The 24,030-nt window shown below is 53.6% G+C and carries 20 protein-coding genes; 19 read left to right on the top strand and 1 reads right to left on the bottom strand.

The genetic code is table 11. The features are described 5' to 3' along the window. The first annotated feature begins 5 nt into the window (after positions 1-5). The 9 genes from ftsL to murG all read left to right on the top strand — a co-directional run bounded on the left by ftsL (position 6) and on the right by murG (position 12,348). Entirely contained in the window at positions 6-410 is a 405-nt protein-coding gene (gene ftsL, locus XYCOK13_RS03975) for a cell division protein FtsL (protein WP_244864986.1), read from the top strand. Between the two features lie 15 nt (positions 411-425). Beyond that, a complete protein-coding gene (locus XYCOK13_RS03970) occupies positions 426-2,696 on the top strand; it encodes a penicillin-binding transpeptidase domain-containing protein (RefSeq protein WP_213410589.1) in 2,271 nt (756 codons plus the stop codon). Between the two features lie 89 nt (positions 2,697-2,785). Continuing rightward, a complete protein-coding gene (locus XYCOK13_RS03965) occupies positions 2,786-4,714 on the top strand; it encodes a stage V sporulation protein D (protein ID WP_213410588.1) in 1,929 nt (642 codons plus the stop codon). Between the two features lie 64 nt (positions 4,715-4,778). After that, positions 4,779-6,260: a UDP-N-acetylmuramoyl-L-alanyl-D-glutamate--2,6-diaminopimelate ligase gene (locus XYCOK13_RS03960; protein ID WP_213410587.1), complete on the top strand. Its 1,482-nt coding sequence runs from the start codon at positions 4,779-4,781 to the stop codon at positions 6,258-6,260. Further along, positions 6,257-7,657 carry a UDP-N-acetylmuramoyl-tripeptide--D-alanyl-D-alanine ligase gene (locus XYCOK13_RS03955; protein ID WP_213410586.1) on the top strand — a complete coding sequence of 467 codons (1,401 nt, stop codon included), beginning with the start codon at positions 6,257-6,259 and terminating at the stop codon, positions 7,655-7,657. The genes XYCOK13_RS03960 and XYCOK13_RS03955 overlap by 4 nt, the downstream gene beginning before the upstream one ends. Before the next feature lie 12 nt (positions 7,658-7,669). Continuing rightward, a complete protein-coding gene (gene mraY / locus XYCOK13_RS03950; protein WP_213410585.1) occupies positions 7,670-8,635 on the top strand; it encodes a phospho-N-acetylmuramoyl-pentapeptide-transferase in 966 nt (321 codons plus the stop codon). A 3-nt stretch (positions 8,636-8,638) separates the two neighbouring features. Further along, the gene (gene murD, locus XYCOK13_RS03945) at positions 8,639-10,054 is read left to right on the top strand and encodes a UDP-N-acetylmuramoyl-L-alanine--D-glutamate ligase (RefSeq protein WP_213410584.1); all 1,416 of its coding nucleotides are present in this window, start codon (positions 8,639-8,641) and stop codon (positions 10,052-10,054) included. Between the two features lie 76 nt (positions 10,055-10,130). After that, entirely contained in the window at positions 10,131-11,228 is a 1,098-nt protein-coding gene (gene spoVE / locus XYCOK13_RS03940) for a stage V sporulation protein E (RefSeq protein ID WP_213410583.1), read from the top strand. A 7-nt stretch (positions 11,229-11,235) separates the two neighbouring features. Further along, positions 11,236-12,348 carry an undecaprenyldiphospho-muramoylpentapeptide beta-N-acetylglucosaminyltransferase gene (gene murG / locus XYCOK13_RS03935; RefSeq protein WP_213410582.1) on the top strand — a complete coding sequence of 371 codons (1,113 nt, stop codon included), beginning with the start codon at positions 11,236-11,238 and terminating at the stop codon, positions 12,346-12,348. Positions 12,349-12,835: 487 nt separating this feature from the next. Here the strand turns inward: murG and XYCOK13_RS03930 are convergent, their stop codons facing one another. Then, complete coding sequence (locus XYCOK13_RS03930; RefSeq protein ID WP_213410581.1) at positions 12,836-13,066, bottom strand: hypothetical protein; 231 nt, start codon at positions 13,064-13,066, stop codon at positions 12,836-12,838. A gap of 85 nt (positions 13,067-13,151) precedes the next feature. Here XYCOK13_RS03930 and murB point away from each other — a divergent pair, with 85 nt between their 5' ends. From murB to pgeF, 10 genes are all read left to right on the top strand, one after another. Further along, the gene (murB, locus tag XYCOK13_RS03925; RefSeq protein WP_213410580.1) at positions 13,152-14,057 is read left to right on the top strand and encodes a UDP-N-acetylmuramate dehydrogenase; all 906 of its coding nucleotides are present in this window, start codon (positions 13,152-13,154) and stop codon (positions 14,055-14,057) included. 15 nt (positions 14,058-14,072) lie between these two features. Further along, entirely contained in the window at positions 14,073-15,353 is a 1,281-nt protein-coding gene (gene murA / locus XYCOK13_RS03920; RefSeq protein ID WP_213410579.1) for a UDP-N-acetylglucosamine 1-carboxyvinyltransferase, read from the top strand. A 204-nt stretch (positions 15,354-15,557) separates the two neighbouring features. After that, complete coding sequence (locus XYCOK13_RS03915; protein WP_213410578.1) at positions 15,558-16,337, top strand: cell division protein FtsQ/DivIB; 780 nt, start codon at positions 15,558-15,560, stop codon at positions 16,335-16,337. Between the two features lie 259 nt (positions 16,338-16,596). Beyond that, a complete protein-coding gene (ftsA, locus tag XYCOK13_RS03910; RefSeq protein ID WP_213410577.1) occupies positions 16,597-17,838 on the top strand; it encodes a cell division protein FtsA in 1,242 nt (413 codons plus the stop codon). A gap of 17 nt (positions 17,839-17,855) precedes the next feature. Then, positions 17,856-18,965: a cell division protein FtsZ gene (ftsZ, locus tag XYCOK13_RS03905; RefSeq protein ID WP_213410576.1), complete on the top strand. Its 1,110-nt coding sequence runs from the start codon at positions 17,856-17,858 to the stop codon at positions 18,963-18,965. 326 nt (positions 18,966-19,291) lie between these two features. Then, on the top strand, positions 19,292-20,326 hold the full coding sequence (gene spoIIGA / locus XYCOK13_RS03900) for a sigma-E processing peptidase SpoIIGA (protein ID WP_213410575.1): 1,035 nt from the start codon (positions 19,292-19,294) through the stop codon (positions 20,324-20,326). A gap of 19 nt (positions 20,327-20,345) precedes the next feature. Continuing rightward, a complete protein-coding gene (sigE, locus tag XYCOK13_RS03895) occupies positions 20,346-21,068 on the top strand; it encodes an RNA polymerase sporulation sigma factor SigE (RefSeq protein ID WP_213410574.1) in 723 nt (240 codons plus the stop codon). A 181-nt stretch (positions 21,069-21,249) separates the two neighbouring features. Further along, positions 21,250-22,038, top strand: coding sequence for an RNA polymerase sporulation sigma factor SigG (gene sigG / locus XYCOK13_RS03890; RefSeq protein WP_213410573.1), 789 nt, complete (start codon positions 21,250-21,252; stop codon positions 22,036-22,038). A 555-nt stretch (positions 22,039-22,593) separates the two neighbouring features. Continuing rightward, positions 22,594-22,899 carry a YlmC/YmxH family sporulation protein gene (locus XYCOK13_RS03885; RefSeq protein ID WP_213410572.1) on the top strand — a complete coding sequence of 102 codons (306 nt, stop codon included), beginning with the start codon at positions 22,594-22,596 and terminating at the stop codon, positions 22,897-22,899. 242 nt (positions 22,900-23,141) lie between these two features. Further along, positions 23,142-24,029 (top strand): peptidoglycan editing factor PgeF, encoded by an 888-nt coding sequence (gene pgeF, locus XYCOK13_RS03880; protein ID WP_308443006.1) that lies wholly within the window; start codon positions 23,142-23,144, stop codon positions 24,027-24,029. The last annotated feature ends 1 nt before the right edge of the window (position 24,030 follow it).

The raw sequence follows: 24,030 nt of genomic DNA, 5'->3' as shown, positions 1-24,030 counted from the left end.
CATATATGCATGGGAATTTAGCGTTCAAAGAGAAGAAAGAAGAACGGGCGCGCTATAAGGAAACCAGAGAAGTCGTGAGCCGCAAGGTTTCGCTGCCGGCTGGGGAGAAGCTGCTTTATCTGTTCACCATTATGCTGTGCATGACCGTAGCGGGGGTAGTGCTGTGGAAGTATGCCCAAATCTATGAAGTGAACACAAAGCTGCAGCAGATCGAGCACGAGATCAAGCAATTGGAGAAGGAAAACAGCATTTTGAAAGTAGAGACCCGGAAGCTGCAAGAGCCCAAGCGGTTGATTGAGCAAGGGAGGATGATGGGCTTGATCCCGTCTACCGAGGATTCGATCGAGCAGGTTTCGGCTGATGTCAGCTACTATGCCGCGAACAAAGCAAACGTGGCAGCAAATCGATAATAGGTGGGAGACGGCATGAAGAAGAAAGTAACATTGCGCTCCTTGTTGATAGGAGGGGGGTTCACCCTCCTTTTTGTTGCCTTGATGTTCCGCATGTATTATTTGCAAGTTGTAGAGGCTTCGGTTTTGCTGGATGGAGCCAAGGAGATTTGGTCTAGCTCCAGGGAACTGAATCCGCAGCGGGGAGCAATACTGGATCGCAACGGCAAGGTGCTGGTTCAAGACGGGCCGGCTTATACTGTCGCTGTCAATCCTGCTTTGATCAATAAATTGAACATGGGGGACGCTGTGGTGAATGTATTGGCCCCCGCATTGGGTATGGATGATCCGAGCGGGCGACTGAAACTAATAGAGAAGGTCAATGAGAAAAACGCTAGGGGAGAATATTACAAGCAGAGAGAAATTCGCAACGAGGGTTGGAAGATCGATGGGGATACCGCAGCTCTCATCCGTGAAGGCATGGAGGAAAAAGGGCTGGAGGGCATTTATCTCATTGAAGAGCAAAAACGTTATTATCCGACCGAAGAGCTTGCGGCACATGTGCTTGGATATCGGGGCTTGGACGGGACAGCGGCATTAGGGCTGGAGTTTACGTACGACGAAACGCTCAAAGGCATCCCGGGCATGATTCGCTATGATCGCGATCGTCTCGGTTACGAGCTTCCTAATTCGAAGGCCATCTATGAACCGGCAGTTGACGGCAAGTCGCTGCGTCTGACGATTGACGAGAACATACAGGTGTACATCGAGCAGGCTATGCAGGAAACATGGGAGAAGTATCGGCCGAAGGCGATTACGGCAGTTGCGGTAGATCCGCAGACGATGGAAGTGCTCGGCATGGCCAATATGCCTACCTTCAATCCGAATACATATTGGGATTATGAGAGTCAGCAGGACTTTTTCAACTCAGCTATATCCGGCATTTATGAACCGGGATCGACGTTCAAGATTGTCACCCTTTCGGCAGCTGTCGAGGAAGGGATTTTCAATCCGAATGCCACATACCAGTCGGGGTCGATTCGCGTGCCGGGAGCTACCATTCACGATCACAACTATAGCGGTTGGAGCGAGATTACGTATTTGGAAGGCTTGAAGCGATCAAGTAACGTTGCCTTCGTCAAGCTTGGCTATGAGCAGCTCGGTTACGAGAAGCTGAATCAATACATTCTGGACTTTGGCTTTGGCGAGAAGACGGGCATTGACTTGCCTGGCGAGCAGTCTGGCAGAATCAACTTCCGCGGCAATATCCCGTCTGAAGTGGCTACCGCAACATTCGGCCAAGGACGTGTATCGGTAACGGCGATTCAGCAGGTAGCAGCCATTTCCGCCATTGCCAATGGCGGAAAGCTGATGGAGCCCATTCTTGTGAAGGAAGTGTTGGAGCAAGGGACAGGCAAGGTGGTGTCGCGCACGACGCCGAAGGTTGTACGACAAGTGGTCAGCCCGGAAACTGCCGAGCAAGTGAGCGAATACTTGGAGGGAGTCATTTCTGACCAAGAGGTAGGCACAGGACGCAAGGCTTATATAGAGGGCTACCGCATTGCGGGCAAGACGGGTACAGCGCAGAAGGTCGTTAACGGCAGATATTCACAGAACAATGAATATGTCGTGTCTTTCGTCGGATTTGGTCCTGTGGAAGATCCCCGGATTGCACTGATCGTTATCGTGGATGAGCCGAGGCTTGGCGATTACCGTGAAGGCGGTGACGTGGTGGCGCCGCTCTTCAAGGAAATCATGTCCAAGAGCTTGCGATACTTGGGAGTGGCTGCAAAGGAGCCGGCAGAAAGGCTGGTGCTGGCCATGCCGGATACGACGGTGCCTCAATTGGAAGGCTTTACCCGGCTGGCAGCCGAGAATGAGCTGCTGCGCAGGGCAATGGATATGGAATGGATCGGAACGGGAGATACCGTGCTGCGGCAATTCCCCGAAGCAGGTGGTACAGCAGTGCCGGGAGATACCGTGCTGCTCTTGTCATCGGAACCGAAAGACACACATCTGCCTGACCTGACCGGCAAATCGCTACGCGATGCTTTGCAAGTCACTGCACTGCTGGAATACGAAACGACGGTAGATGGCCAAGGATTTGTGGTCCACCAATCCGTAACCGGCAATCGATCGGTACACATTGTTCTCAGGCCACCGGGCGAACCCTACGATTACACGCCGGCAGGGGAGGAGCAAATCGAGGAATCGCCTGAGGGGGAAATGCCGGAAGAAGCGACAGACAGCCCGACTCATGAAGACTGGGGCGAGCTGCCTGATATAGAGACGGTTCCGGGCGCTTAGCTTGTTCTAAGCATCCGCCGCTCCGAATAAGCATGATATGAATACGACGAACCAGCAGCAGTCAATCATGCGGATCAGGAGGGGCGGAAATGAAGGTATCTAATGTTACAGTCAGGCGGCGGTTGTTGTTAGTGCTGCTAGGCGGCTTGCTGTTGTTCGCAGCGTTGATGATCCGCCTGGCATATGTGCAGCTCGTAATGGGAACGGAACTGGCGAACCGTGCGGAGGAATCTTGGCGGCGCAACATCCCGTTCACAGCGAAGCGGGGTGAAATCCTGGACCGCAACGGGGTCCGTCTGGCGCATAACATCAGCTCTCCCACGGTAATGGCAGTGCCGGCCCAGGTGCAAAATCCGGAGGAAACGGCCAGAGAGCTGGGGAAGGTGCTGGGCATGCCCCAGGAAAAGCTGGCCGAGCTGATTACAAAAAGAGAGCTGATCGTTCGCATTCAGCCTGCAGGCCGTAAAATTTCTGTTGAAAAGGCAGCGCAGATCAAGGAGCTGAACTTGCCGGGGATCGTTGTCGGCGAGGATAATAAACGCCATTATCCATTCGGCAATCTGGCCTCTCATATTCTGGGCTTCACCGGCATAGACAATCAGGGGCTGACCGGCATAGAATTGAGCTATGATGCATACTTGCAAGGCGTGAACGGCAGCGTATCCTTTCTTGCAGATGCGAAGGGGAGAGAGATGCCGGGAAGCACGGAGCGCTATACCCAGCCGCGGGACGGCATGAACTTGCAGCTTACCCTGGATAAGAACATTCAGGCAATCGTCGAGCGGGAGCTCGATCAGGCCATGGTGAAGCATCAGGCCAATCAAGTGCTGGCCATCGCGATGGACCCGAATACAGGAGAAATTTTGGCCATGGCCTCCCGACCTGACTATGATCCCGCAAATTTCCGGGAGTACCCTGCTGAAATATATAATCGGAACTTGCCGATCTGGATGACCTACGAGCCCGGCTCAACGTTCAAGATCATAACGCTGGCAGCGGCGCTAGAGGAAGGTAAGGTCGATTTGGACCGGGATACGTTCCATGATTCCGGTGAAATTGAAGTGGCCGGCGCGCATTTGCATTGCTGGAAGGGAGGGGGGCATGGAAGTCAAACCTTCCTGGAAGGTGTGCAAAATTCATGCAACCCCGGCTTTGTCATTCTGGGGCAAAGGCTGGGCAAGGAATCGCTGTTCGAATATATCCGCAACTTCGGTTTTGGCCAGAAGACAGGCATCGATCTAATGGGGGAAGAAAACGGGATTTTGTTCAAGCTCTCGCAGGTTGGTCCGGTTGAACTGGCCACCACTTCATTCGGTCAAGGGGTCTCGGTCACGCCGATTCAGCAGGTAGCTGCCGTATCCGCAGCCATTAATGGAGGCAAGCTGTATCAGCCTTATGTAGCGAAGGCCTGGCTAGATCCGGTTACCGGAGAGGCTGTGGAGACCATCGAACCGAAACTGGTGCGCAATGTCATCTCCGAGGAAACCTCGAAGGAGGTCAGGCGTGCGCTTGAGTCCGTAGTGGCCAAAGGAACTGGCCGCAATGCCTATATTGACGGCTATCGAGTCGGCGGCAAGACGGGAACGGCGCAGAAGGTGGTCAATGGCCGATATTCCAAGAGCGAGCATATCGTTTCATTCATCGGATTTGCGCCGGCGGACGATCCTCAGGTGGTCATCTATGCGGCGGTAGACAATCCCAAAGGCCTGCAGTTCGGCGGTTTAATCGCGGCGCCTCTGGTACGCAATATGCTGGAGGACACCTTGCGGTACATGGAGGTTAAGCCGCGCAAGGATCAGATCGAGAAGGAGTACCAATACCTCGATACTCCGCTGGTAGAGGTGCCGAATTTGGTCGGATTGTCCAAATCCGATATTTACCACACGCTACAGTCGAATTTGAACCTGGCGCCTTCCGGCAGCGGAGAGGTTGTCGTCAGTCAGGCGCCCAAGGCCGGAACAAGGATTGAAAGGGGATCGACAGTCAGAGTATACTTATCCGGAGAGGCTAAGGAATAGAAGTCTGAATAAATCGGGAAATGTCAATACTGGATGCATGTGTATCCAGGCGGGAGGAATCGGCATGCAATTGAAGCAATTGACAGAGCTGTTGCTGCTGTCCCGTATCGCGGGCAATCCGGATACGGAATTTACAGGCGTGGAAACAGATTCGCGGAAGGTTCGGCCGGGAGACTTGTTCATATGCATTACCGGTCACCGAACAGACGGGCATGCTTACGCCGCCCAGGCGGAGCAGCAGGGTGCCAGCGCCATCGTTGCAGAAAAGCCGCTGCAAACGTCGCTTCCGGTTCTGTACGTGCCAGACAGCCGATTTGCTATGGCACTGATCGCCACCGCTTTCTATCGGAATCCGAGCCTGGAAATGAAAGTCATTGGGATCACGGGCACAAACGGAAAAACCACCACGACTTATATATTGGAGAAAATTTTGCGGGATCATCATTTCCGAACAGGGCTCATGGGTACGATCGCTATGAAGATCGGCGACCAGGAATACGAAGTGAAGAATACGACACAGGAAGCGCTAGAGCTGCAAAGGCATTTTCGCGAGATGCGCAATGTCGGCACAGATTACTGTGTGATGGAAGTGTCGAGTCATGCGCTGGAGCAAGGCCGGGTTCGGGGGTGCCGATTCCGTACAGCCATTTTCACGAATTTGTCGCAGGACCATCTGGATTACCATCTGACGATGGCGAACTATAAGGCTGCAAAAGGACTGCTGTTCTCAAGAATGGGCAATACGTTCGATCCGGCGTTCCCCCAGTTTGCGGTGCTGAATGCGGATGATCCGGCTTCTGACACGTATAGGCGGCATACCTCGGCACAGGTCATTACTTACGGGATAGACAATCCCGCTGATGTATGGGCGAGCGACATTCGCATCACCGCGCAGGGCACCTCCTTTCGCATGCGAACGTTTGCTGGCGAGCTGGACCTGAAGCTCAAGCTCATCGGCAAGTTCAGCGTCTATAATGTACTGGCGGCATCTGCAGCCGCATTGGCGGAGGGGGTGCCGCTTTCCCGTATCCAATCGAGCCTCGAGGAAATGACGGGCGTGTCCGGCCGCTTCGAGGCCGTGTACGAAGGGCAGCCGTTTCTGGTTATTGTCGATTACGCGCATACGCCGGACAGTCTGGAAAATGTTCTCGCAACCATCCGCGAGTTTGCCGAGGGCAAGGTGATTACATTGTTCGGCTGCGGAGGCGACCGGGATCGGAGCAAGCGCCCGATAATGGGGAAGATTGCCGGGAACTACAGCGATTATGTCATTGTTACATCCGACAATCCGCGGACAGAGGATCCAGAGGCTATCCTGCGGGACATCGAGCCGGGCGTACGGGAAGCAGGGCTGGAACCGGATCGGTACGAGCTGCTGGCTGACCGCAAGGCGGCCATTCAAAAAGCAGTTGCTCTGGCAAGCCCCAAAGATGTAGTATTGATTGCGGGAAAGGGCCATGAGACGTATCAGGAAATCGGGGTAACCCGTTACGATTTCGATGATCGGCTGGTTGCCAAGAATGCCATAAGGAGTTTGGGACATTGATTCAAAGGACGCTTAAGGAAATTGCCTCGATGATCGCTGGCGCCTCGGCTGCCGATGAAGACCAAGCGGTACGGATTGCCGGAGTATCGATTGATTCGCGCTCGATTGAGAAGGGGAATCTGTTCATCCCGCTTGTCGGCGCGAACGCGGATGGTCATCAATTCGCAGAGAGCGCATTGCAGCACGGGGCTGCGGCTGCACTCTGGCAGCGCGACCACGGCACGCCTCCCGCCGGGCCGGTTGTGCTTGTGGATGATGCGCTGCTGGCCATGCAGCAGCTTGCTTCCTCTTACCGCGATCAGACTGCCGCGAGAGTAGTGGCGGTGACAGGAAGCAATGGCAAGACCACGACGAAGGATCTGGTTGCCTCAGTATTGGCAACCACGTACAAAGTGCACAAGACAGAGGGGAATTATAACAGCCACATTGGGTTGCCGCTGACCTTGCTCTCCATGCCGGAGACGACGGAAATGGCTGTGCTCGAAATGGGCATGCGCGGTCGTGGAGAAATCGCATTGCTCAGCCGGCTGGCGAAGCCGGAGGTGGCCGTCATTACCAATGTGGGGGAAGCACATCTGGAGCAGCTGGGCTCCAGAGAAGAGATTGCAAGAGCGAAGCTTGAGATCGTATACGGCCTTGCCGCTGACGGCTTGTTTCTATATAACGGGGATGATCCGCTCTTGATACGAGAGTTTGAGCAATTGCTGCAGTCGCCTCCGCCGGATGTGTCGGGGGATCAATGGAAGCTGCTGCGCTTCGGCGAGCAGAGCAGCAACGATCTGTATCCGGAGGGGATGATGACAGACGGCACCGCCACACACTTCTCCATGAACACGATTCACTCCACCTCCTTTACGATTCCGCTTCTCGGACGACACAATGTGGTCAATGCGCTGGCGGCGGTCGCAGTAGCCAAGTACATGGGGGTCAGCACGAAGGATGTGCGCAGCGGATTGGCGCAAGCCAAGCTGTCCGGCATGCGGATCGAAATGACTCGGTCTGCCGGAGGCTACACACTGCTGAATGACGCGTATAATGCCAGCCCTGCGTCTATGAAAGCCGCATTGACGCTGCTGGCTGAACTGCGCGGATATAAACGGAAAATCGCGGTATTGGGCGATATGCTGGAGCTGGGCCCGGAGCAAGCGGACTTTCATCGCGATATCGGCGAGGCGCTGGATCCGGTCCATATTGATTATGTGTACACATACGGAGAGCTTGGCGAGCATATCGCGGCAGGCGCTCTGAGCCATTACAACCCGCAGCACGTGCAAGCATTCCGGGACAAAGAGAAGCTCATCGCGGCGCTTAAGCAGCTCGTCCGCCCAGACGACATCATTTTGATTAAAGGCTCCAGGGGGATGAAGCTGGAAGTAGTTGCGGATGCGCTGCAGTAAGGAGGTGACGGCATGGAATTGACAGCGGTATTGATTACGATGGGCGTTTCGTTTTTGCTGGCGGTCATTCTGGGACCGTTGTTTATCCCGCTCTTGCGCCGTCTGAAATTCGGTCAGCATATCCGCGAAGATGGCCCGCAGGGACATCAGAAGAAGAAAGGTACGCCCACTATGGGCGGAACGATTATTTTGCTGGCGCTTTCGCTGGCTTTCTTGCGGTTTGCCGACGACTATTCCCTGAAATTTTACGTATTGATGATTGCCGTGCTTGGGTTCGGGCTCGTTGGTTTTTTGGATGATTATATAAAAATTGTGTTCAAGCGGAACCTGGGACTGACCGCCAGACAGAAGCTGTTCGGTCAGCTGCTCGTATCGGTTATCATATGTGTGCTGCTGTATCAGATGGGCCACTCGACCGATTTGCCGATTCCCGGAACGAATGTATCTATCCCGCTATCGTGGTTCTATTATGTGCTCGTCATCCTGATGTTTCTGGCTACGACGAATGCAGTCAACATCACAGACGGTCTCGACGGCCTGTTGGCAGGTACGAGCGCGATCGCATTTGGCGCTTTCGCCGTTATTGCGCTTGTGGGCACGGAGCATGAGGCCGGATTTTTCAGTGCGGCGATGATTGGGGCCGTGTTGGGATTTCTGGTATTTAACGCGCATCCCGCCAAGGTGTTTATGGGCGATACGGGCTCGCTGGGCATTGGCGGCGGGCTGGCTGCTGTCGCGATACTGACGAAGACAGAAATCTTGCTGATTGTTATAGGCGGCGTGTTCGTGCTCGAAATGCTGTCTGTCATCCTGCAGGTGATTTCTTTCAAAACGAGAGGCAAGCGCATTTTCAAAATGAGTCCGATTCACCATCATTTCGAATTAAGCGGCTGGACGGAATGGCGCGTCGTCCTGACGCTGTGGATTGTCGGTTTGATCTTCGCCGGCTTAGGACTATTTCTTCATGAGGGGTTGTAAGATATGACCGTACATCCAAGCAAATACCGGGGAAAGGAAGTGATTATCCTCGGTCTGGCGAGAAGTGGACAGGCTGTTGCCAAGCTGTTCCACGAGGCGGGCGCTCAAGTTGTGGTCAATGACCGCAAGCCGCGTGAGGAAAGCCCGGAAGCAGCCTCGCTGGAAGCGCTCGGCATCCGCGTCATCTGCGGGGGGCATCCTGATAACCTGGTGAAGGCGAGCACTGCGCTGCTCATTAAAAATCCGGGCATTCCTTACCATGCGGAGCCTGTCAGGCAGGCTATGACGCTGGGTGTGCCTGTTGTGACTGAAGTGGAAGTCGCCTATGAGCTGAGCGAGGTGCCCATTATCGGCATTACCGGCTCGAATGGCAAGACCACGACGACATCCTGGATCGGACATGTGCTCCGCAAGGCGGGGCTGTCGCCTGTGGTTGCCGGCAATATCGGCACGCCTCTATGCGAGGCCGTAATCAGCGATGAGGCGAAGAAGGCCGGTTGGCTTGTCGTGGAGCTGAGCAGTTTTCAGTTGAAGGGCACCTCGGCCTTCCGGCCGCGCATTGCCTGTGTGCTGAATCTGTACGAGACACATCTGGACTATCATGGCACGATGGAGGATTATGGCGGCTCGAAGGCAAAGCTGATCGTCAATATGGAAGAGACCGACTGCGCGGTACTGAATGCAGACGATTCGTTCTGCCGTTTGCTGGCGGGCAAGACCCGCGCCCGGAAGCTCCTTTTCTCCAGCCGGCAATCCTTGGAGCAAGGCGTTTATGTGCAGAAGGATGAGGAAGACGGTCCAGTGATTGTGCATCGCCATCCTTCAGGCGCTGTGGAGCGAATAGTGCCTGTCAGCGCACTGGGAATTCCGGGATCGCACAATGTGGAGAATGCGCTGGCGGCAACGGCCGTATGTTTGGCCGCAGGTGTGGACGTGGCAACCATCGCGGAAGGGCTGTCGGATTTTCGCGGGGTAGAGCATCGAACCGAAGTCGTTGCGGAGAAGGATAAAATCCTATTCATCAATGATTCCAAGGCTACCAACCCGACAGCCACCGGCAAGGGCTTGGATGCTTTCGATCGGCCGGTCGTCCTGATTGCCGGGGGGCTGGACAGGGGGTCTGATTATATGGAGCTGCTGCCCTACTTTGCCGGCAAGGTCAAAGGTGTGGTAGCCTTAGGCGAGACAAGATATAAAATCAAGCGCGTGGCGGAAAAAGCGGGACTGCGCCAGATCAAAATCGTCGATACTGGTAAGGAAGATGCTCCCGGAGCGCTGCAGCAGGCTGTAGCGGAAGCTTATCGTATGGCTTCAGAGGGAGATATCGTGCTGCTTTCTCCGGCGTGCGCGAGCTGGGACATGTTCCCCTCGTATGAAGAGCGTGGACGCATTTTTAAGGAAGCGGTGCATACCCTTTAATGAGGGGTAACCAAGCCTTGCTTTTCCGAATTTAGGCGCGGCTGCCCCGAATTGAAGATGAAGGGGTGTCGCAAGCATGGGCAAAGGTCGCACCGCGCCAGATTTCCTCATGATCTTATCCACGCTGGCGCTGCTGGCTATTGGCATAGTGATGGTTTACAGCGCAAGTGCGGTAACGGCGTTTCATGACTACGGGGATTCGTTTTACTATTTGAAGCGCCAATTAATCTTCGCTTTACTCGGTTTGGTTGCGATGTACTTTACGATGAATACAGATTACTGGGTTTGGAAGAAATTCTCCAAAGCCGGACTGATTGCGTGCTTTGCCTTGCTGGTAATCGTGCTGGTGCCCGGAGTCGGCGTAGTGCGCGGCGGCGCGCGCAGCTGGCTGGGCATTGGCTCGCTCGGCATTCAGCCTTCCGAATTTATGAAGCTAGCCATGATCTTGTTTTTGGCGAAGCTGCTGTCAGAGCAGCAGGGGAAGATTACGCAATTTACCCAGGGACTTCTGCCTCCCTTGGCGTTGGTAGGAGCGGCTTTCGGCCTGATTATGCTCCAGCCTGATCTGGGAACAGGAGCTGTGCTGGTCGGTGCTTCCATGCTTGTGATTTTCGTTGCGGGGGCTCGCCTGTCGCATATTGCCTGGCTGGGCGCTGTCGGGTTAGCCGGGATGGTTGCTCTTATTGCAGCCGCCCCGTATCGGCTGAAGCGGATTACCGCTTTTCTCGATCCTTGGCAGGACCCGCTCGGCGCGGGCTATCAGGCGATCCAATCCCTGTATGCGATTGGACCCGGCCAGCTTGTTGGACTCGGGCTCGGCATGAGTCGTCAGAAGTACAATTACTTGCCTGAACCGCAAACGGATTTTATCTTTTCGATCATAGCAGAAGAATTAGGCTTTCTTGGCGGTGCAACGGTCTTGCTCTTGTTCACTTTGCTGATATGGAGAGGGTACAGGACGGCGCTGACAGCACCGGATACATTCGGCAGCTTTCTGGCAGCAGGGATTACCTCCATCGTCGCCGTGCAGGTCGTCATCAATATTGGCGTCGTTATCGGCATGATGCCGGTTACGGGCATCACGCTGCCGCTAATCAGCGCGGGCGGCTCCTCGCTTACATTAATGCTGACTGCCTTGGGTCTACTTCTGAATATATCTCGATACGCGAGGTGATACGAGCATGCGGATCGTCTTGACAGGCGGCGGCACCGGCGGACATATATACCCCGCGCTGGCCATAGCCAGGCATTGCCTGCAGCGCAAGCCGTCCTGCGAGTTTTTATACATAGGCTCAAATCGGGGCTTGGAGAAGGATATTGTCCCGCAGGCAGGATTTCGCTTCGAATCGGTGGAGATTTCGGGCTTTCGCCGGAAGCTGTCCCTCGATAACCTGAAGACCGTGATCCGGTTTTGGCAAGCAGTCGGCCGGAGCAAGAAGCTGCTTCGGGAGTTTCAGCCAGATGTGGTGGTCGGCACCGGCGGTTACGTGTGCGGACCGGTAATCTACGCCGCCGCCAAGCTCGGCATACCGACCCTGCTGCACGAGCAAAACGCCGTGCCTGGCCTGACGAATCGCTTTCTTAGCGCCAGGGCTACAGTGGTGGCGGTCAGCTTCCCCGGCAATGAAAGCGCGTTTCCGAAGGCGAAGAAGGCCGTTTACACCGGAAATCCTCGCGCCACGGAGGTCACAGGCGCCGATCCTGCAGCGGGGAGAAGCAGTCTCGGACTGGATAGCGACACGCCATTGGTTGTAGTCGTTGGCGGCAGCGGAGGCGCCCGATCCATTAACACTTGCATGGCGGAAATGGCGGATCGCGTACGCGAGCTGCCGGGCACTCATTTCTTGTTTATAACCGGCAAGGCCTATTATGACAATACCGCGGCGCGAATTGCGGAGCTTGGCGAGCAGCCGAACAACTTGACAGTTGTGCCGTATGTGGACCGCATGCCGGATATTTTGGCCGCGACATCGCTGATCGTTACCCGCTCCGGCGCTTCCTTTATGGCGGAAATTACCGCACTGGGAATCCCGTCGGTCCAAATCCCGTCGCCCTATGTGACCAACAATCATCAGGAAGCGAATGCCCGAAGCTTGCAGCAGGGCGATGCAGCGGAAGTGATCCTGGAAAGCGAGCTGACTGGAGAGCGCTTATTCGACCAAATCCGCAAGCTGATAGAAGATCCCATTCGGCGTGAATATATGGCCGGCCAAGCGAAGAAATTCGGGCAGCCCGACGCTGCGGAGCGGATTTATCAGCATTTGCTGGCGATCACTGCAAAGCCCGCCCGATAAAGGCGACTTTACGGAGTTCCTTGGGAGGAAGTCCTCCTTGGAACATTGGGCCTTTGTCACATCGCTCGCCTCTTGTTCATAAACTGTGTGTATCCGGTGCGAATGAGCGCCCAAGGTTGCTGGCGAACATTCGTCGCCCCGGTGCGAATGAGCGCTCGAAGTGGAGGGCGGCACATTCGTCACCCCGGTGCGAATGAGCGCTCGAGTGTAGGGCGGCACATTCGTCGCCCCGGAGCGAATGAGCGTCCGAAGTGGAGGGCGAACATTCGTCACCCCGGTGCGAATGAGCGCCCGAGTGTAGGGCAGCACAATCGTCACCAACGGTTGAAAGTAGAGACATAGTCTCTTTTCAGCCACTAATCGTTGAAGACTCCCAACAGGCCGTACTTTAACGGAAATAAGAGACGTTAATTAGCTGTTTTGGAGCCATTTTGCATTCTAACGGAACTAGGCGCTCTAATTTGACGAGAATGCTTGTGAGCAAGCATCATTTCACTAAAATAACGGCTACCAGTTCCGTTAGAATAAAATGAGTGATGAAAATCGGCAAATAACGACCGATATTTCCGTTAGAGGAAATGGGACTGTACGGGAAAGTCTGATCGTATAGAACGGCTGAGCCGAACGCAGGCAATCCGTTCTTCCACGGGTGAAATGAGCAATCACTCGTCGCCCCGGTGCGAATGAACGCCTGAAGTGGAGGGCGAACATTCGTCACCCGAAGGCACTCCCTGCGGGGAGTTCTTCATTAACAGCGACCATTAAAACCGTAAGAACCTTGGTTCTACAAAGGAGGTTCCTTCATGAACGCTTGCATCACCGAGCTTAAAGAGGCGCACATCGGCCGAGTGCTCGCAAATGAGCCGATGGCCGATTATACGACCTGGAAGATCGGCGGCCCCGCGGATGTGCTGATCGTGCCGGACGGAAAAGCCGAGCTAATGGAGGCGATGCGCATTCTATACAGGCACAAGATGCCCTGGATGCTGCTGGGACGCGGCTCCAATCTGCTCGTATCCGACAAAGGAATTAGAGGGGCCGTGATCAAGCTCGGGCCGGCATTTGAACAGCTGCGTTATGAGGGGGATCTTGTTTATGTCGGAGGCGCCTACTCATTTATCAAGCTATCGGTGATGACCGGCAAGCAGGGACTGACCGGGCTGGAATACGCGGGCGGTATTCCGGGAACGGTGGGAGGAGCCGTTTACATGAACGCAGGAGCTCACGGTTCGGATGTGTCGCGCATTTTGCAGTCCGCTGAAGTGGTAACCGAAAAAGGGGAATTGGTCAGGATGGACAATGAAGACTTTCAGTTCGCGTACAGATATTCGCGACTGCATGATCACCCCGGCATCGTGACAGAGGCCGTATTCAAGCTTGCGCCTGGAGACCGCAAGGAAATCGCAGCCGCGATGGCTTCCTTCAAGGACCGCCGACTGCGAACGCAGCCGCTCCAAATGGCTTGCGCCGGCAGTGTGTTTCGCAATCCGGAACAGCACTTTGCCGCCAAGCTTATCGAGGAGGCAGGGTTGAAAGGCACGCGCGTCGGGGGAGCGGAAGTTTCGGTTCAGCACGCCAATTTCATCGTAAATACAGGGAACGCCACTGCAGAGGACGTGATCACCCTGATCCGCAACATTCAACACATCGTGAAGGAAAAGGCGCAGGTTGAATTGATTCCAGAGGTGTTGTTCGTGGGTGAGCGTTAACTCGGAGGTGAGACATTGGAAAAACTGGTGATCGAAGGCGGGAAACCTTTAGAGGGAACCGTTCGAATCGACGGAGCGAAAAACGCCGCTTTACCCATTCTGGCTGCAAGTATTTTGGCAAAAGGCATTCATGTCATCGAGAATGTTCCGAATCTCCTGGATATCCGAGTCATGCTGCAAATCTTGGAGGCGCTGGGCTGCGATGCGGACTTCCGCGAGGATAAAGTGGTGCTGAATACGGACGGCGCCAGGGAATTCCACATCCCGGAGCATCTGATGAGCAAGATGCGTTCGTCTATTTTTTTGATGGGGCCGCTGCTCGCCCGATTTGGGCAGGTTCGCGTGTATGAGCCGGGAGGCTGTGCAATCGGATTGCGCAAGATCGATTTGCATCTGCGCGGGCTGGAAGCGCTGGGGGCGGAAATATCGGAGGACGGCGATACGATTGTCTGCAAGGCGGATCGTCTGAGAGGCGCGGACATCATGCTGGATATTCCCAGTGTCGGAGCGACGGAGAATATTATGATGGCTGCGGCAACAGCGGAAGGGATCACTACCTTGCGCAATGCAGCCAGAGAACCGGAAATTGTGGATCTTCAGCATTATTTGAATGCGATGGGCGCAAATGTGCTTGGCTCGGGAACAGACACGATTACAATCAAAGGCGTTGAGTCATTGAAGCCATGCCGTTATCCCATCATCCCGGATCGGATTGTAGCTGGCACCTTGCTGGTTGCCGCAGCAGCAACCAAGGGCAGCGTCACACTGGAAAATGTGAACCCTGCTCATCTTCACGCGGTCATCCATGTATTGCGAAGAGCTGGCGTGAGTCTGCAGGTGGAGGGAAGCAGCATTTCCGTGAACAATGCAGCAAGGCCGAAAGCGATTGAACGAATTGTCACGGCGCCATATCCATCCTTTCCCACCGATATGCAGGCGCAAATTATGGTATTGTTATCCTTAGCGGACGGTTTCAGCATGATGAAGGAAACGGTGTTTGAAGGCAGATTCAAGCATGTAGATGAATTGGTGCGTATGGGTGCTGATATACGTGTGGACATGAATACCGCGTTCATCCGCGGCGTACGGAGGCTGTATGGGGCAACGGTTGAGGCGACCGATTTGCGCGCAGGCGCAGCATTGGTCATTGCCGGACTGGCAGCAACAGGAACGACTGTCGTGGAGCAGATTCATCATATTGACCGAGGTTATGATAGAATAGAACGCATCTTCCAGCATCTTGGCGCCAGCATCGAGCGCTTTGTGGAGGCACCCGCGGTCAAGCATTCCTCTTAATCATTCGACGCCTATCTCCTTCCGGGAAATGCTCGCGTTTCTCCGGAAGGGGTTGTCCGGGCGTTATATGGGCCTAATGACAACGGTCGCTTCTGCTGCGGATCTCGCGAACGAAAGACAAGCCGTGTGCCGGTAGCATCGGCCTGGCGCTTTTCGATCTGACCATTCTGAGCCGGACAATGCCGGTGAGCAAGGGGGAATATAATGGAAAGGAATATCCCAATTCTGAGAGAGAAGAAGTCGCGAAGCAAAGGATCCAAGCGATTGCTGGTCGTTCTATTTCTCTTTTTTATTATTTTATTCATTGTGCTATTTTTTCATTCCTCCCTTAGCAAAATCACCATCATTGAAATTTCCGGCACGTCCTTCACGACGGAAACGGACATTGTCCAAGCGGCGGAAGTGGCCGAGGGAGACCAGTTTCTCGCGGTCAGCGCGGCCAACATGTCACAGCGAATCAAAAAACTGGACGCTGTAGCGGATGCAGAAGTGAGAAAAACATTCCCGGGCAAAATCGAAATCATTGTCGAGGAGCATCCGCATGTGGCCAATGAACGGCTTTCAGACGGACAATGGGCGGCTATTCTGGCGAATGGCTATGCGATCGAGCATTTGACGGTTCAAAGCAGTCCCGCTCACTTGGACAAGCCAGTATTAAGCGGCTGGCAAGGGGAGCCGGAACTCAAAAAAGAGTTGACTGCTGCTCTGGCGGCACTTCCTGTGGAGACGCTGCTGGATGTGTCCGAAATATTGCCGAGCCCGAGCAACTCATATCCTGACCGGATTTTGCTCTATACGCGGAGCGGCCATGAGGTGATCACGACGATTGAAAAGCTGGAAGAGAAGCTCCCATTCTTGACCGGTGTTGTCCATGAGCTCAGGGCGAAGGGGACGGAGAGAGCAAGAATCACGATGCTGGAGGCGATCACTTCGGAAGCTTTGGAAACAGGGCTGGAAGCTGGCGAGGAAAGCGGGCAGCCATAGAGAATGTGCATCTTTGGAACCAAAATGCAATCCATTTTGAAAAGAGACTACTAAATCGTCCGTTTTTTTGATAGAATTGTGTTTATGGCATGAGCCCGTACGTTCATGGTTCTCTCATGCTCTTGCAAACGTGCGTAAATTGTCAATAATCGAAAAAGATTGTAGAAAAAAGAGGGAAACTATTAAGCGTGTGGAATATGTTTTAGAAGATTTGATATATGTGTTCCTGATCGATGTTTGAAACGGGAGGTGCCACAGGTTGAACGGCAACGACATCTTAGTCAGTTTGGATATTGGTTCGTCCAAAGTAAGAGTAATTATCGGCGAGATCAACAACGGGGCGATGAACATTATCGGAGTTGGATCCGCTGATTCTGAAGGCATTCGCAAAGGCGCGATTGTCGACATAGACCAGACCGTCCAGTCCATACGTAGCGCAGTCGACCACGCGGAAAGGATGGTTGGCGTTTCCATATCGGAAGTGCATGTGGGGATAAGCGGCAACCACATTGCGCTGCAATCCAGCCACGGTGTCGTGGCGGTTTCTAATGAGAATCGGGAGATTGGCCAGGAGGACATTGAGCGGGTGCTGCAAGCAGCCAGAGTCATTGCCTTGCCGCCTGAGCGTGAAATCATTGGAGTCGTACCGAAACAGTATGTGGTGGACGGTTTGGAAGAAATTCATGATCCGCGAGGCATGATAGGGGTCCGCCTGGAAGTAGAAGCCACGATTGTAACGGGAGCAAAAACTGCGGTACATAATCTGGTACGCTGTGTGGAGAAGGCCGGATTGGGCGTTTCCGGCTTGATTCTGAACTCGCTTGCTTCCAGTCAGCTGGCACTCTCCAAGGATGAGCGGACTATGGGTACAGTGCTTGTCGATATCGGAGCCGGTGCTACAACCATCTCCATTTTTGATCAAGGTAACTTGACCGCAACTTCTACGCTGCCAATCGGCGGAGAATTTATCACCAACGATATTTCGATCGGCTTGCGCACGCAGACAGACGTTGCCGAGAAGATCAAGCTGAAATACGGATGCGCGATTGTGGCGGATGCTGATCCGGAACAGACCTTCAAAGTGAGCCGAATCGGCAGCAATTCGGACAAGGAGTACACCCAGGTCGATCTGGCGAATATCATCGAACCCCGCGTACAAGAAATATTCCATTTGATTCATAACGAAGTTCAACGTCTCGGGGTTAAAGATCTAGCCGGCGGCTACGTGCTGACGGGCGGTACTGTATCCATGCCCGGAGTTGTCACGATAGGACAAGAGGAGCTGCAAGCGCCTGTGAGAGTGGCTGTGCCTGATTTTATCGGGGTTAGAGACCCGGCCTATATTAACGGAGTAGGCATAATTCAATATGTAACGAAGTACACGAAGGGTTCCTCGCCAAGGTACAGCAAAAAATCGGTCGCCAATAAGATTGGGACGTCTAGCTCAGAAAAGCAAGGGTTTTTCCAAAAACTCAAGAACTGGTTTAAAGAGTTTATCTAAGGGGGAAGCAGGTTATTATGTTAGAATTTGACGTAGAATCGAACCAACTTGCCCAAATAAAAGTCATAGGCGTCGGCGGCGGCGGCAGTAACGCAGTTAACCGGATGATCGACTTTGGTTTGAAGGGCGTAGAATTTATAACGGTCAACACAGATGCGCAAGCGCTAAATATGGCCAAAGCGGGTACAAAGCTGCAGCTGGGCGAAAAGCTGACAAGAGGTTTGGGCGCTGGCGCCAATCCGGAGATTGGCAAGAAAGCGGCAGAAGAGTCTAGAGAATTGATTGCTGAAGCGCTGCAGGGCTCGGACATGGTGTTTGTCACTGCTGGCATGGGCGGCGGCACTGGAACAGGTGCGGCGGCAGTCATCGCCGAAGTTGCGAGAGAGGTTGGCGCTTTGACGGTCGGAGTTGTGACCCGTCCATTCTCCTTCGAGGGACGCAAGCGTGCGACGCAGGCAGAGCAGGGCATTGAGTCGCTGCGCGAGAAGGTCGATACGCTGATCATTATCCCGAACGACCGCTTGCTGGAAATCGTCGACAAGAAGACACCGATGCTGGAGGCGTTCCGCGAAGCGGATAACGTACTGCGTCAGGCCGTACAGGGCATTTCTGACCTGATCGCCGTTCCAGGACTGATCAACCTCGACTTCGCTGATGTGAAGACGATCATGTCCGAACGGGGCTCCGCCCTGATGGGCATTGGCGAAAGCACGGGCGAGAATCGCGCTGCGGAGGCTGCGAAGAAAGCGATTATGAGTCCGCTGTTGGAAACATCAATCGACGGCGCACGCGGGGTCATCATGAATATTACAGGCGGCTCCAACCTGAGCCTGTTCGAAGTGAACGAAGCGGTTGAGCTGGTAACGGCTGCCGCTGATCCGGAAGTAAACATGATCTTCGGCGCGATTATCGACGATGATCTGAAGGATGCGATCAAGGTAACCGTGATCGCTACTGGTTTCGAGCATCGCAAGGGAGATGAGTCCCAGCCTGCCCGCAGGCCGGCATCCTCCGCGGGAAATGCGGAATCGAAGCTCGGTAATCTGAAGCCTTTTGGCACGCAATTTCAGAACGATCAGTTGGATATCCCAACGTTCCTGCGCAATCGCAAGAAAAACCCGGAATAAAAATAAAACATAACAATAAACCAGAATAGAAGGGGAGCTGTCCCGATTGTCGAAGCGTTCGACTATCGCGACGGCTCCTCTTTTTTGCGTGGACAAGTGGTCGGGTTTCGGAAGGATTTCAAATTTTGTGGATGGCTTCTCGACAAAAAAAGAACGGATCGACAGTCAAGTTTAGACAGACTTTGGAATATGGATTAACTATACTGGGAATCACAGCAGGAGCAATGTAAGGCAAGCTCCTCAATCCGCTGCGGGCCATGCTTGCCGAGAGCTTTTGCGTGCTCTGTGGAGGCGCGGCCGCCGCAGCAAGGAAAGGGGAAGAGATCGTGACCGTTTATATCGATCTCGTTTTCCTGAGCAACTTCGTCATCGATGCGGCGCTGATTCAGGCGACCGCATGGACCCGCCGCGTTCATCTGAAACTGTGGCGCATGGCGGCAGCATCAGCGCTAGGCGCGGCTTATGTCTTGGTGCTGTTTATGCCGGGCGCTCAAGTGCTGTTCACTTTTCTGGTGAAAACCTGTGTGTCGTTAATGATGGTGTGGATCGCCTTCGGATTTGGAAGCCTACAGCATTATGTACGCAATTTGGCCGCTTTTTATGTGGTGCATTTTGCGGCAGCCGGCACTTTATTTGCTGTGCACTATATGCTGCTGGATTCCGTAGAGGTACTCCGCAGCTTGGCATTTGCCCAATCAGGCGGCTTGCAATTTACTTTGCAGGTTGGCCTCGCACTCATTATTTTCGGCATTCCGGCTAGCATTTGGCTGTTTCGCACTGTAGTCGCAACAGCGAGTCAGAGTGAACGAATCTCGCAATTTCAAGCGGATGTGGAAGTGCGTGTCGGGGGAAGGACGATCCGCTGCAGAGGTCTGATCGACACCGGAAATCGCCTGTACGAACCGTTGACGAGAACGCCGGTCATGGTCATGCAGGCCGATTTATGGCAGGGGCTTTTGCCCTCATCGTGGCTCGAAGCCGTAAGGAACGGCAAGGCGGATAGCATCTTGGATGAAGAAGAGCCGCCGCCCGGGAATGCAGGGAGCCCGTGCCAGAACCAAGAGGATGAAGCGTTCCGCCAGATGCTGCAGTCTCGGATCCGTTTTGTTCCTTACCGGGGGATTCAGGCGGGCACCCGTTTTATGCTGGCTATCAAGCCGGATCACGTGACAGTCGTGCTTGAAGACGCAGTGCCGATGACGACAACGAAGGCACTGGTTGGGCTGAAGGGAGAAGCAATCAGCTCCGACGGCACTTACCATGCCATTATCCATCCGGATATGGCCCGGCAGGCGGATCAGCCGGCCTCAGGGCGAGCAGGCGTAGTTGCGATGCAAGGCGCCGGACAAAGCAAATCATAGCAGGAGGTTATTCGAAGCGATGTATGTGAAATGGAAACTGGTCATGCAACTTTTTTACTACCGGCTGCTGTTTTTGCTCGGTCTGAAAAGTGAAGAAATTTATTATATCGGCGGCAGTGAAGCGCTTCCGCCTCCACTCAGTCGCGAAGAAGAAGAATATTTGCTGGAGAAGCTCCCATCTGGGGACGCTGCCATTCGCGCCATGTTGATCGAGCGAAATTTACGGCTGGTCGTATACATCGCACGCAAATTTGAAAACACGGGCATCAATATCGAAGATTTGGTATCCATCGGGGCTATCGGTCTGATCAAGGCTGTCAATACATTCGACCCGCAAAAGAAAATCAAGCTGGCTACTTACGCATCGCGCTGCATTGAGAATGAGATCCTCATGTATTTGCGCCGCAACAACAAAATTCGTACAGAGGTTTCGTTTGACGAGCCGCTGAACATCGATTGGGACGGCAATGAGCTTCTATTGTCCGACGTACTGGGGACGGAAAATGACATCATCTATCGCAATATTGAAGAGCAGGTTGACCGCAAGCTGCTGCTGAAGGCGCTGGATAAGCTTTCAGAGCGCGAACGCACGATTATGGAGCTGCGCTTCGGCTTGCAGGACGGAGAGGAAAAGACGCAGAAGGATGTGGCTGATATGCTTGGCATTTCCCAATCCTATATTTCGCGGTTGGAGAAAAGAATAATTAAGCGGTTGCGAAAAGAATTTAACAAAATGGTCTGAAGGTGCTTGCAGGCCGCGTGCGGCTTGGCAGACAGCGTTTTCATCCGCAGCGAGGCAGAAGTGAAAAAAGCCCGCGGCTACGCGGTTTTGCAAGCTTGGGCCGGGACCATGCGGCAAGAATAAAACACCATCCCAAGGAGATACTGTACAGTAATGTTTCTCCATGGGAGGTAATCACATAATGACCCGAAACAAAGTCGAAATCTGCGGAGTGGATACTTCCAAGCTGCCGGTGCTAACGAATGCGGAGATGCGTGAATTATTCGTGGACCTGCAGACCCACAATGAGTCGGCAGCGCGAGAAAAACTTGTAAATGGCAACCTGCGCCTCGTCCTCAGTGTCATCCAGCGATTTAACAACAGGGGCGAATATGTAGACGACCTGTTCCAGGTTGGGTGCATTGGGTTAATGAAAGCCATTGACAACTTTGATTTAAGCCAAAACGTGCGGTTCTCTACATATGCAGTACCGATGATTATCGGTGAAATCCGCCGTTACCTGCGGGACAACAACCCCATCCGCGTATCGCGCTCGCTGCGCGACATTGCTTATAAAGCGCTGCAGGTAAGAGACAACTTGACGAACAAGCATTCCAGGGAACCAACGATTCTGGAAATATCCGAAGCGCTGAATGTGCCTAAGGAGGACGTCGTATTTGCATTGGACGCCATTCAAGACCCGGTTTCCTTGTTTGAGCCGATCTATCATGACGGCGGCGACCCGATCTACGTGATGGATCAGATTAGCGACGACAAAAACAAGGATATTAGCTGGATTGAAGAGATAGCGCTGCGCGAAGCGATGACCAAGCTGGGCAATCGGGAGAAGATGATTTTATCCATGCGCTTCTTTGAAGGCAAGACGCAGATGGAGGTAGCGGATGAGATCGGCATCTCGCAAGCGCAGGTATCGAGACTTGAAAAATCCGCAATCAATCAGATGCAGAAGCATGTAAAAACGACAACTTGATGCAGGGAAAGAACAGCGAACCAGACTTAGGCGGCTAAGTCTGGTTGTTTTTTTATTTAGGGGGCGTTCGAATTCGTATTTCCCCGCGTTGCCGGAATGAGCGAGCCTGGTTATTACCCAATATCATTTATTTGTGGTAGGAAACTCATAGTTTCTCTTGTTCTCGGACGGATTCCGCTTATTTATTACTTAACTGCCATACTTAGTGGAAGTGTGCTTCATACTTATTGGTAAATGGGTAATAAATCGCTGAAAAACGGAGATGATCGCGCTAAAGAAGGTAAAGAACTACTATTAATTTAGCGAAGGAGTATCATTAATCGCCTGTTACCGACTCTCACTGACCGCATATCCTTACAGAGGGAACATGGCAACGTAACAGGGGCAAAATTCGCCAGTAAGCTCAGTTGTACGGGGCAGCTCCTTAGGCTCTGGCAAGGTGCGGGGATTAACTGCGGAGCTTGAATACTTGAGGCAGGATATTTTCATGACACTTTTGCTGGGCGGGCACATATAGTAAGAGTAGCACTTACTTTAACCGTGTGGTGATTCGGCATGAAAATATCTGATTTTCAGACGAAGGACGTCATCAATATCGTGGACGGAAAAAAACTGGGGCAAATATCCGACTTGGAGCTCGACTTGAGGCAAGGGCGGATCGAATCGATAGTGGTGCCGAGCACCGGCAAATTTTTCGGGCTTTTTGGCAGTGCGAGCGAGGTTGTGATTCCGTGGCGCAGCATTGTCAAAATCGGAATGGATGTCGTGCTCGTCAAGCTCGACGATTCGCGCATGTACAGAAACCCGGAGGAGCATGAGACAGGGACGGACGTATACCGGGCTTACAAAACGAACCAATAAGTGAGGGGACGAGGCGCGATCATAATAAGGGAGCACGGACCAATATGATGATCCGAGTCCAAGTGATCATAATAAGGGAGCACGGACCAATATGATGATCCGAGTCCAAGCGATCATAACTAGGGAGCATGAACCAATATGATGATCCGTGTCCACGCGATCATAACTAGGGAATAGTGACCTGCGTTATGATCCGTGCCCCACGCCCCTTTCTATGATACACTGGGAAAGAAGGGAGTCGAATGATGGAGATGGAGCCTTTTATCCGGATGGAGAACGGACAAGCTGCTGCCATGCTTACGATAGAGTCTTGGCGCAGACAGTTTCCGGAGATCCGCGCAGGATTTACTACGAGAATCGGAGGCGTCAGCGAAGCCCCTTATGACAGCTTGAATGGAGGCTTGCATGTGGGTGACGATGCCGGACATGTCCGAACCAACCGCCGGATTATCGCTTCCCTAGCGGGCTTTGCATTCGAGGACTGGACATGTGCGGAACAGGTTCACGGCTCGAACGTTTATCTGGTTCGTGCCGGGGACAGAGGCAAGGGCAGGAATGACCGGTCCGACGCAATCCCGGATGCCGATGCGCTGGTAACCAATGTGCCGGGCGTCATGCTGGCTTCTTTTTATGCGGACTGCGTGCCCCTTTATTTCGTTCACCCTGCCAGCAGGACAGTAGCGCTGGCACATGCGGGCTGGAAGGGCACAGCGCTGCGTATCGCAGAAGAAACCATTCGCGTCCTGCAGGATCAATTCGACTGCGCGCCGGAGTCGCTATATGCAGCGATTGGGCCGTCCATCGGCGGCTGTTGCTACGAGATTGACGGCGAAGTGGCGTCCCGGCTGGCTGCAGCCTTGGCAGGGGAGGCAGCTGTGGCGGATAGCAAGATGGAATGGGAGAATCCTGGCGTCGGATTAAAGGCCGGGAATGACGGCCGTTATGTCGCCGACTTGAAAGAAATCAACCGACAGATTATGATAAAAGCAGGAATTCAGCCGACAAGTATCGAAATAAGCCGATACTGCACCAGCTGTCGCACAGACTTGTTTTACTCCCATCGCAAGGAAAAAGGCAAAACTGGCCGCATGGTGAGCTGGATCGGCTTGAAGGAAGAGGTGGCAGACTAGC

The sequence above is a fragment of the Xylanibacillus composti genome (assembly GCF_018403685.1).
Lineage (GTDB): Bacteria > Bacillota > Bacilli > Paenibacillales > K13 > Xylanibacillus > Xylanibacillus composti.
The sequence above is the reverse complement of the archived record's forward strand: the minus strand, read 5'-3'. Positions and strand labels throughout refer to the sequence as shown.